Origin of the sequence: Roseospira visakhapatnamensis (genome assembly GCF_014197915.1) — a bacterium.
Classification (GTDB): Bacteria; Pseudomonadota; Alphaproteobacteria; order Rhodospirillales; family Rhodospirillaceae; genus Rhodospira; species Rhodospira visakhapatnamensis.
The window spans coordinates 1-10,706 of record NZ_JACIGK010000051.1; the positions used below are offsets into that span (position 1 = coordinate 1).

Annotated in this window: 4 protein-coding genes and 1 pseudogene; all 5 read right to left on the minus strand. The window is 60.3% G+C overall.

The window, feature by feature from the left end; all coding sequences use genetic code 11:
• Positions 1–483: 483 nt before the first annotated feature.
• Positions 484–2,559 carry a 3'-5' exonuclease gene (locus GGD89_RS18595; RefSeq protein WP_184048729.1) on the minus strand — a complete coding sequence of 692 codons (2,076 nt, stop codon included), beginning with the start codon at positions 2,557–2,559 and terminating at the stop codon, positions 484–486.
• Positions 2,560–2,571: 12 nt separating this feature from the next.
• The gene (locus GGD89_RS18600) at positions 2,572–3,762 is read right to left on the minus strand and encodes a DUF3644 domain-containing protein (RefSeq protein ID WP_221238565.1); all 1,191 of its coding nucleotides are present in this window, start codon (positions 3,760–3,762) and stop codon (positions 2,572–2,574) included.
• 6 nt (positions 3,763–3,768) lie between these two features.
• Positions 3,769–6,948: a site-specific DNA-methyltransferase gene (locus tag GGD89_RS18605; protein WP_184048732.1), complete on the minus strand. Its 3,180-nt coding sequence runs from the start codon at positions 6,946–6,948 to the stop codon at positions 3,769–3,771.
• Positions 6,945–7,976, minus strand: a complete 1,032-nt coding sequence (locus GGD89_RS18610; RefSeq protein WP_184048735.1) for a virulence RhuM family protein — start codon at positions 7,974–7,976, stop codon at positions 6,945–6,947. The genes GGD89_RS18605 and GGD89_RS18610 overlap by 4 nt, the downstream gene beginning before the upstream one ends.
• Positions 7,973–10,633, minus strand: a pseudogene (locus GGD89_RS18615) (BPTD_3080 family restriction endonuclease); the annotation flags it as partial. The gene GGD89_RS18610 and the pseudogene GGD89_RS18615, both read right to left, overlap by 4 nt.
• Positions 10,634–10,706 lie beyond the last annotated feature (73 nt).

A 10,706-nucleotide genomic window follows, 5' to 3' on the forward strand; every position in this document is an offset into this window, starting at 1 on the left:
ACCCCTTGGAAACCCGCCCCAAAACCGCCTGTCCTTGCGACTTGACAAGCCGGGAGCGCGAGCACAGAATGGACCCATATCCAGGTGGGAGCATCTTGTGCTTCTACGGAAACCCCGCGACGGCAATCGCGGGGTTTCTGCTGTGTTTTCAAGGGTTGTGCTTGCCGCCCTCCTGTTTGGGGGGCAGGCCGCGCCACTTTTCTCTTGTAGGGAGAGAGGGGCTCGTGTATCTCAACGAGGAGATACACGAGCTAAGAGTGTGGTTGCGGGGACTTGCAGCCCCCTTCACAGAACACGGGCCATCCTAGAATATCCCCGCTGGCGATTGGCGAACTGACGCCGTTTCCCGCGACCGTCTATTCTATACCCTTCGCGCGAGGGATCTACGCCCGAAGGGACGAAAACCGACCCCGGCGGGGTTCGGTTCACGAGAGCCCGGTCCGGCAACGCCGGACGCGCCCCTTAGTAGAAGAAGTGGGCACTTCACCTGCCGCACATATCCTCAAGAAACTCCGATGCCGGGTCGATACCCGTGACGAACAGGCGATCACGCGCGCGGGTGCAGGCCACGTAAAGCAGATGTCGTTCGGTATTGTACACATCCTCCAGGTCCGATTCATCGGACACGGTAACAATCCGCTCCTGAAGCGGGAGCACATCCTCGTCGCAGGCCGTTACGGCGACGGCGCGGAACTCCAGCCCCTTGGCCAGATGCATGGTGCTGATGGAAACCTTGCCAGGCTCGGTTTCGACGGACTGGCTCAAGACGACATGCGCCACATCCGCCGTCCAAACGGCTTTCTGTGCCCGTGGAAGCTCTGCCTCGGAGCGGACAAAGACGCCGATCTCGTGGGGCTGGAACCCTTCAGCCAGCAGGTCCGCAATCCAGTGGCCGATGGCCTCTTGTTCCTCCACCTCATCATCGAAGACCGAGATGGTCGGCGAGGGTCCGTTGAAAACGGAGATCGTGCCTTCCCGGCTTTCGCCCACCCCGTCCACATCGGTCAGCGTTTTGGGCAACAGCCGGTCGGCTTGTCCACGGATCTGACGGGATGTGCGGTAGTTGATCCGCAAGGTATGGGACCGGCCGCGCACATCGACGCCCAGGGATTTCCACGAGAACGGGGTCTGGAAAATGCGCTGCCCGAGGTCGCCGGCGAAGAACAGCCCGTCCGGTCGGTGCGATCCGATCGCGGCCAGAAGCCGCATGGCAGCGACGCCCATATCCTGGGCCTCATCGACGATAACGAAGCCAAACGTGTGCTCTTCCCCGCCGGCCAGATCCTCCGTCAGGCGACCGAAGACATCCGCCCAGGTCAGACGACCGCGCGCGTCGATGTCGCGCCGGACCTGCTCGAACACAGCCCACAGGGCCTCCCGCTGCTTTCCGCCCAGGCGCGTCTTGCGTCCAAGCCGGGGGACGTCGCGGTAGGCCTGCCAATCCCGGATCTGCCAGGCATCGACAATGTCCGACCATTCGCTGAACAGAAAGGCCGGTGAGAACCCGCACCCCCCGACCGTTCCGCAGGACTCTTGAAGACGGGCGCGAATGTCGTCCGCTGTGGCAATCTTCGGCGCGCCATAGCGCTCCGCGAACATCGCCTCGCCCAGCCCGAGGATCGGATGGACGGCGATGCGATCCGCGACGCCCGGGTCGTTGCCAACCAGGCGCTGGAGCTTTGTTCGCAGGGCACTGGCCAGTGTGCCGGAGAACGTGGTCAGCAGGATCCGCTCGTCAGGATGGCGCCGGGCCAGATGCACGGCGCGATGCAGCGCCACGATGGTCTTCCCCGTCCCGGCCGATCCGGAGATGCGCGCCGGGCCGGAATAGTCCCGCTCCACGGTGTCGCGCTGGGCCGGGTGAAGGAAAACGGTCCACTTCTCCCAAGGGTATTCGAGCGCGCGCTCCAGGTCCTCGACGTTGGAAAACACGCGAAAACGCCGTTGCGCATCGGGGTGAGCAAAGGGATCGGCGGCGGCCGGCACCGTCGTGAGCCGGGCTGGCGTGACACCCGTGGCCAGATCGAGCAAAGCCTCCCCGGCCTCCTGTGGCAAATGGTCGGCGAGGTCGAACAGCGTGTCCTCGGTCGCCGCCCGTACATCATCCAGCCAGTCCGGCGGGACCCCGTATCCCAGCAAGTCGTCGTCCGACACATGGTCGAACAGCGTAGCCTTCGCGGGCACGGAAGCGGGCTCCGCCACGGGTTGATAGGTCGTGATGTCCTCGACGCGCTCCCGGACCTCCACCAACTGCGCCGCGCCGGTCTTCGGGTGCGTTTCGATCCGACGCCGCTCCGCCCAGCGATAGGCGTCGTCGTGATGGTCCGCGTAGCAGAGCATCAGGCTCGCCTCGGTGCGATGCACGATGATCCGGATGTCCCGATTGACCCGCACGGACCAGAAGTTCCGGTCCTTGGCCCGGTCCAGCTTGTGGAACTGCAAGCCCGGCCCCGCCGGGTCGAGCTGAAGATCGAACGCCGTCATCTTCACGGCCTTCTGCTCCTGTCCCGTCAATCGGGCCAGGCTGTCGGTGAAGGTATCGGCGATGCGGAAGTTCATTTTGCCATTCCACTATCGTATTCTAAATGCCTTGATGGCATCAAACTCTTCTTCATTCGACACCTCAGCACACAAAAATTCAACCCAATCATTGGAGTATGTATAATCCTTGTGGGCTGGATGAAATATGCAGTATTTTTTGTTGGTCTGCTCCGGCTGCTTAGCCCCTTTTTTCGGCCTTGCCTTGTATTTATACATAGCTTGAATGTGATTATGCATAGAGAACGAGTGACCTGTATTTTTTGAGACTAGCTGGCAGACTTGCTTCGGCTTGTAAGGGTATTTTTTGTCCGCCGTTTCGTATTTTACCAGAACATTATGAATATCCTGACCCTCGGCTGACTCCGGACGTACAAACTGGAAATGCGCCGCCTTCTTTGTGGCACTGTCGAGGGTATAAATGACACGGAACTGGTATTCGAGATCGCTTTTCTCGCCCTCCGAATAGCGAGTATCAAGTCGCGCATCTAGCGCGGCGATATGTTCTGGCAAATCGTGATTCTGTAGTTCGGCAATCTGACTTGTAGAAAGCCGTGAAAACTGGAGGGCAACTCCAAGATCGCTAGACAAAGAGAGGGGCTTCCCAAATAATTCAACAATTGCTTTCTCAAAATTCAGGCAGCAGGCCTGATAAAGTGGATAAAACCGGCCGTCTGACAATGCTAGTAATTTATGTTCAACTGTGTTTCTAATTTCCATAATAGATTCAAGGTTGTTACGGGCGCCTTTCGACAACTTTATATCGTCTCGTTGGATCATTTGGCTGAGCACCAATGATCTGCCGTCATCACCTACGATCTTAGTGCCCTGAGATTCCAGGAATTCATGAAGCAAATACGTCCATGCAATTATAGCAAGGACTGAGAATACTTCCGTCTTGAAAACAATTGCGGGATTGTTGTACGTCTGCACCGCGAGGATCATGGCCTCACGGGCACGAACCAAACGTTCGTCGTCACAGTAATTAAGGCCCGTTTTGTAATCGAAAAGCGTCTTTTTATACTCATAGTATCGTAACTCGTCCTCAGTCGCAGGCTCGATGTCTGGGTCCTGCTTCACTTCAGTTATGCGCGCACTGTTTACAGTCGCGATCCGCCCGCGATTGACAATATCCTGAACGTCCTGATTTCGGCGACCCTGATTAATCATCGCCTTTACAATGCGCTGTTCCTCCTCTGTCAGGGCACCTTCTGGTTTTCTCATCTCCAATCACCCCACCCCAAACACCTTCATCACCTCGTCGCCGAGGTGGTTGATGACCTTGACCGCGATGCGGCCGGTGGAGGGCCGCTCGAACGGGCGGGAGACCTCGCTGTTCAGCGAGGCCCAGGCGTCTTCGTCGATCTCGGCCTTGAGGGTCGTCTTCAGCGCCTTGTATGGATCGCTGGCCCCGAGGAAATAGGCGTGGCGGACGAAGAAGCTTTCCTCGTTGTAGTCGGTGTCGATGAACCAGCAGGCGATGCCCTCCGGTCCGCTGGAGTCGATCTGCCCGGTCTGCGGATGGAACACGTCCACGCCGTTGATGCGCACCTGGATGCGACCGTCGTCCGTGTCCTCGATGTCGATATCCGGTTCGCCGAAGATCACGAACAGGTTGCCCTTGCCGGTGTTCTTCAGGTCGTCGGCCATGTGCAGGTCGGCGTTCATACGCGCCTTCAGGACCGGGATGCGGCCCAGCTTGTCGAACTCCGACGAATGGGCGTCGTAGTTGAAGGCGCAGGCGATCAAGACATCAAACCCGGCGTCTCCGGCCTCGCGCGCCGCCGCGACCAGATCGGGGCGGGAGACGGTGCCGAACTCCGGCCCGATGAACACACCGGCACGTTTCTCGGTCTCCCCTTCCATGAACCGGCCCTCGGCGCAGATGAATGCGCCCGGCCAGCCGGACAGGGTGGAAAAGTCGATCTTGCCCGCCTTGTGGGCCTGCTGAACGCCGGAGGTCTTAAGGTGGTCCAGCACTACGGTGGTGAAATCGCTGGCCTCGGCGGAGCGCGTCCCGGCTTTACGGTCCTCGGCGCGGCGTCGGCCTTCGGCGGCGTCGAGCATGTCCACCAACTCGTCATCGTGATCGACGGCCAACACGCGATGAGGCGACAGGCTTTCGACCGTGAACGGCCCGGCCACGCGGACGCGCGCATTGTCGGTATAGGGCTTGTCGTAAAGGTATTCGACATCCGCCTTGGCGGCGATGGAGGCGTCGATCTCCTTTTGCCGGGCGATGCGCGCCTGCCAGAACGCCTCCAGCGCCTGTTTGGCCGCATCGGGCCAAGACGTGACCGGGCGCGGTGGCAGGGTCTCGGCCGTGAAATCGGCGCCGCGCAGCCTGTTGAGGTCCACAAGAGCCTGCGCGGCGGCCTTGCGCTTGGCGGGCGGGGCTTCGGCAGCGCCGAGGCGCGCAGTCTCCCACAGTTTTCGATGCTTCTCCGGCCAGGGTGTACCGGGCTCGCGCGGCACCTCCCACTCCATGAAGCCGTTGGCGGGGGCCGCCCCGCCGGACGGCGGGGAGACGGTGCCGGCGGCGGTGAAGTCGATGGCCGTGCCGGCGCGGCCGCCGGTGGCGACGGGAAACGGCTCCGCATGGCCGGCCAGGGCGGCATTGAGATCGGCCCGCGCGGCCTCGACGGCAGGCTGGAGCCGATCCCAGATCACGTCGATCTCGGCGTTGTTGGCAATATCGCTCATGACAACGTGAGAGGCACGTTGATATACGAACCCGTATCGGATGTCCCCTCGTGTTAGTGCCTCTGATGGCGCTTTCCGAGACAATTCGGCGTTCTTTTGCTGCCCTTCGAGTGAATCTGCCAGAATATAGTATGGATATTGTGCGGCCATAATCCGCGCCCGGGCCAGCGCCAGCGCAACACGAGATGTGTCAATGGTAATCCAGCGCCGCCCCCACTGCTCCGCTACATACACCGTGGTACCAGAGCCGCAGGTAGGATCCAGCACTAAGTCCCCCGGGTCTGTTGTCATTAAAATGCAGCGCTTAATTATCTCTTCGTTGGTTTGAACTACATAAACTGAGTCGGGCACACCCCCAAGGCCATCCCACCAATTTGACAATTGGGTATACCCGAAATCGTCGAGGGCGCGACGATAATTTAGGTGTTCTTTGCCACCTGATAGCCTGTTGGCCCGACGCAATCGCTCCATTCCGGGTGTTGCGCCATCGGGCGTTCTGGTCGTTGTTTTCCAACAAAGATTCGGCTTCAATCTGTATGTCAAACCTTCCCAATTCACAGGATCGCTTTGGTTTGGCCGGATTCCACCACTAGTTAGTTGCTCTCCATTGTAGAAAAGCCTCGCTCCCGGCCAATCTTCAAAAAGCCTCTCGGGCCTGTCTCTATAACTATGCATTTCTTCGCTATCATCAGGATTGGGCACTTTCGCCAGCGGCATATTTCTACCATCTGGCAGGTATGCCCTACTGAAGCGCCTCAGAGTTTCTTCATCAAATGATCGGCCTTCAAATAGCGGGCGGAATTTTACTATTCCACTGTCGCGTGGCTTTTTCGTGTACCAGACAATATAATCGTTAACGGGATCAATGAGGCCGGACTTCTGGCTTCCCTTTTTCTTAACGGGAACTGTGACAACTAAGCAATCTTCACCAAACACCTCGTCCATCAGCGCCCGAACGCGATGGACGTTCTCGTCGCCAATCTGAACGAACACCGATCCGCTGTCGGCCAGCAGGTCGCGGGCGACGGTCAGGCGGTCGCGCAAGTAGGTCAGGTAGGAGTGGATGCCGTCCCGCCACGTATCCCGGAACGCCTTCACCTGTTCCGGCTCGCGGGTAATGTGTTCTTTTTTTCCATCTTCAACAGTTTTTGTTGTCGTGGACCACTGGAAGTTGGAGTTGAACTTGATGCCATACGGCGGGTCGATGTAGATGCACTGCACCTTGCCGCGCAGCCCCTCGCGCTCGGCCAGCGAGGCCATGACCTGAAGGCTGTCGCCCAGGATCATGCGGTTCGACCAGTTTTGGTCGTGTTCGTAGAACTCGGTTTTAGCCTCGGTGTCCGGTAGGCCGTTGAAGTCGGCGAACATGTCGAACTGGTCGTCGGGCGGGGTCGTGCCTTCCTGTCGCGCCCGGCTGCGGCGCATCAGGTCGTCGATCAGGACTTTTGGGTGAACCTTTTCCTGAATGTAGAGCGGCGGGGCCTGCACCACGAGGTCGGACCAGTCCTGCTCGTCCTTGCCGCGCCAGACCAGTTGCGGGTCCAGGTCGCGGTTGCGGCGCTCGTAGGCGAGGCGGATGGGGCTTTTGTCCTCGGCCCGCATGACGGACTCCAGCTCGGCGGTGGGGATGTTGCGCCGCTGGGCCTCGTCATGGGTCAGGGTTTCGACGGTTTTTGTTTTTCCCGCGTTTGAATTCTTTTTGCTCATGAATGCTTGCCCCGTTTCGATATCTTTTTTGAAATCTGGTTTTCGATGGCTTTCAGGTCTTCTTCGTGCTCCGCGTCGGCGATGCGGGCTTCCTCGCCGCGCCGGTTCTGCTCGAACGTAGCGTAGTAATCATGGACAATGCGGACCATATCGTCGTGGGCGACGGTTCCGGCGTTGTTCAGAACGGACTGCTCATTAAATTCGAGGAACCGATCCGTCTGGGCAACCCAGTCCTGCATGGTGGTCTGCATGCGGCGCTGCGCACGGAACTCCGCAAATTCGAGGAACATGGTGACCAATCGGTTCAGGTCACCGACTTCGTGTTCCGCCAGGTAGTTCTTGGATGTCGCCACATCGGCCTTGCGCACGACCTTCCCCTTCCAACTGGTCAGGCCCATGTTCGGGGCGGACGGATCGGCCCGGGAGACGATGATCTCCGCCGCCGTCTGGCCGGTCACCGCGAACAGCATCTTGTTCTGGATGGTCTGGAAGAACAGCCGCGCGGTCTCCGACGTGCCGTCATAGTCGGCGCTGGTCTGGGCGAACAGGTCGCGGACCTTCTGATAGAAGCGCTTTTCCGAGGCCCGGATATCCCGGATGCGCTCCAGAAGCTCGTCGAAATAGTCAAACCCGCCGGGGTCCTTCAGGCGTTCGTCGTTCATGACGAAGCCCTTGACGAGGTATTCCGTCAAGGCGGTGGTGGCCCAGCGCCGGAACTGGATACCGCGCGGGCTGCGGACCCGGTAGCCCACGGCCAGGATCATGTCGAGAGTGTAGGACTTGAGCTTGCGCCGGACCTCCCGGGCGCCCTCCGAGCGAACTTGTAAGAAATCCTTACACGTTGCCTCCGGGTCCAGCTCTGCATCCGCGTAGATGGCGCGGATCAACTGGGTGATCGCCTGCGGCGTGGTATCGAACAGCGCGGCCATTTCCGCCTGGGTCAGCCAGACGGTGCCGTCCACGGCCTGCAACTGGATGCTGTCGCGTCCATCCTCCGTCCGGTACAGAATGACCTCGCCGCCGCTCATGCCGCCTCCGTCGCAAGGACGCTGGTGATGAGCTTGTTGAATTCGCTGTCGATCTCGTAGACAGCCGTGAACTCGGCGGCGGCCCAGCGCCCGAACTGGCCGAGATTGTTCACGCCCGGGACCCAGTAGGCCCGCAGGGTGTTGGCTTTCTCCTTGGCGTCCTCGCCGCGATAGCCCTTGATCTCGACGATCAGGTTGAGCGGTTCGGGATGGCCGTCATCGATGCGGACGATGAAGTCCGGGATGTATTTCCGGCGCACGCCAGCCATGACATAGGGCACTTCGAAGCCCAGGTTCTGGTTCTTGACGTAGGCCAGAACGCGCGGGTGTTCCTCGGCCACGCGGCAGAACTCGGCCTCCCAATCGCTGTCGCAGACAGCCCAGTTGACATGGCATTTGTTGGGGTGCGTCTGCCAGCGCGTTTCCTTCGACGTGGTGAAGTTGACGTGCCGCGTGGAGCCGGTCGGGTTGTACGGATCCAGGATCGCCTTGATGGGCCGGTCCTCGCTGGCCAGCGATTCCGTGATGGCGGTCTTGATGCGCTCGCAAGCCATGTCGGCGATGGCCTGATAGAGAAGCTGGGCGGGATAGGTGCCGCCGGTGCAGCGCAGATAGCCACCGTCGAGCCACTGGCGGGTGATGCGCTTGAGCTGTCCGAACAGGTGCAGCTTGGGCTCCTCCCCGGGATCGCGGTACTGCGTGAAGATCAGGTGGCGCGTCAGGTGGAAGATGATCGTTGAGGTCCGCGTGTCCTCCAGGTGCTTCAGGCTCAGGTCCACGTCCTCGCCGAGGATACCCTGGTTCTGGGTGATGGACGGCCCGACAAGGTCAGGGTTCAACTCCAGAACGGAGTCCGGCCCGAATTTGGCGGTGACCGTGTCGTTCGGCAGCTCGACGCGGTAGCCCTCGACCCGGGGGAACGTGATCTCCAGCGAATCCCGATCCGGAATGACCGCGTGGACACGCACGGTCTCGCGCGGCTTCTTGGGCGGCGCGACCACCGGCTTGGCGGCGAAATCGAAGGGAATGCCGAGCACATCGGCGTATTCGACGTTGAACAGACCGTCATCGTTGGTGTCATAAGATTGCCGACGCAGGGCGCGGCCCACCACCTGCTCGCACAGAAGCTGGGTGCCGAAGGCCCGGACGCCGAGAATGTGAGTGACGGTGTTGGCATCCCAGCCTTCCGTCAGCATGGAGACCGAGACCACACAGCGGATGGACTCCCCCAGCCGATCTTTTTTGCCGACCGTGTTCATGACCTCGCGAAGAAGGTCCTGATCAGAGATATTCTCGCCGGCGCGGATATCACCCGTGCGCTCGACCAGTTCGCGGCGGAACCGCTCGATCTCGTCGGACGCCATGTCGCGGAAGGTCGCGTCCAGAGCGTCACCGGATTCAAGCTGCTCGCTATCGATCAGGAGCGTGCGCGGACGGGACAGGCGATTGCCGTGTTCGTCGTAGTTTCGGAACAGCTCCAGTCGTCCCTGTTCCAGCGTGGATGTGCCGTCTTCATGCTCACGCTGAAACCCTGCGATAAAATCGTAAACCAGCTTTGATGTCGCGGTGTTGTTGCACACGACAATGAAGACTGGGGGGACGTCGATCCCGGCCTCGTCCCATAGCTTATAGGTTCTTTCGTAATGCCCGTAGAGGGCTTGCAAGGCGCTCTGAAATTCTGGCGGCAGGCTGAGCGGGTCGAGGGTTTTACCGGCGCCGCGCCCCTTCTTTGGCATCTTTTTGCCGATGTGATCCCAGAGGTTCCGGAACATCGGTGTATCGCCACCGGGCACGTTGTCGGCGACCGGCACACGGGGCAGCTTGACGATACCGCACTCGATGGCGTCCATCAGCGAAAAGTCGCTGACGGTCCAGTGGAACAGGGTCCCTTCGGCGTATCCGGAGCCGCGCAGGAAGAAAGGTGTCGCGGACAGGTCGAACACGGTGCGGACGCCCAACTTGCGCTGAACCACTTCGATGCCCGAAATCCAGAGACGCGCGGCCTCGTTGTTCTTCTCGGCCTCCTTCTTCTCGTCACCCTTCAGGTCCTCGGTGTCGTCCGAGGGACGTTCACGATAGCAGTGATGGGCTTCGTCATTGATGACGAGGATATTCTTCATGCCCATCAGGTCGGGCATGACGCGCTGGAGCATCTGCCCTTCGGTCTCCTGGGTTTCCAGGTCCGGTCCTCGGCCTTTCAGCAGGGATCGGGTGCCCTTCGCGAGATCCATGCGCTCGCGGAATTTGAAGGCGTGATAGTTGGTGATGACGATCTTGGCGCGGTCTATCTCGCCGAGCATGTCGCTGGGGACCAGTTCTCGGCTCTTGTAGTAGCTGTCCGGGTCGTTCGGCATCAGGACGCGCAGGCGATCCCGGATGGTGATACCCGGGCAGATCACCAGAAAACCGCGCGTGAACTGCTTGCTGCCGGGATGGCGGACGGCGTTGACGGTCTGCCAGGCGATCAGCATGGCCATGACGGTGGTCTTTCCGGTCCCGGTCGCCAGCTTCAGCGCCATGCGGAACAGGTCCGGGTTGGATTGCAGGTTGGCACCCTTGATGTGCTCAAGGATGGGCTTGACCCGTTTGCCCAGCTTGGGCGCGACCTCGGTCAGCCAGATGGCGGTCTCGACCGGATTGAGCAACCTGAAGGATGGAAATTCGGCCTGAGGTCCCTCAGTCATCCCGGTTTTCCATGTTGATGTAGACGCGGTCGGTGGTGGCCCAGTC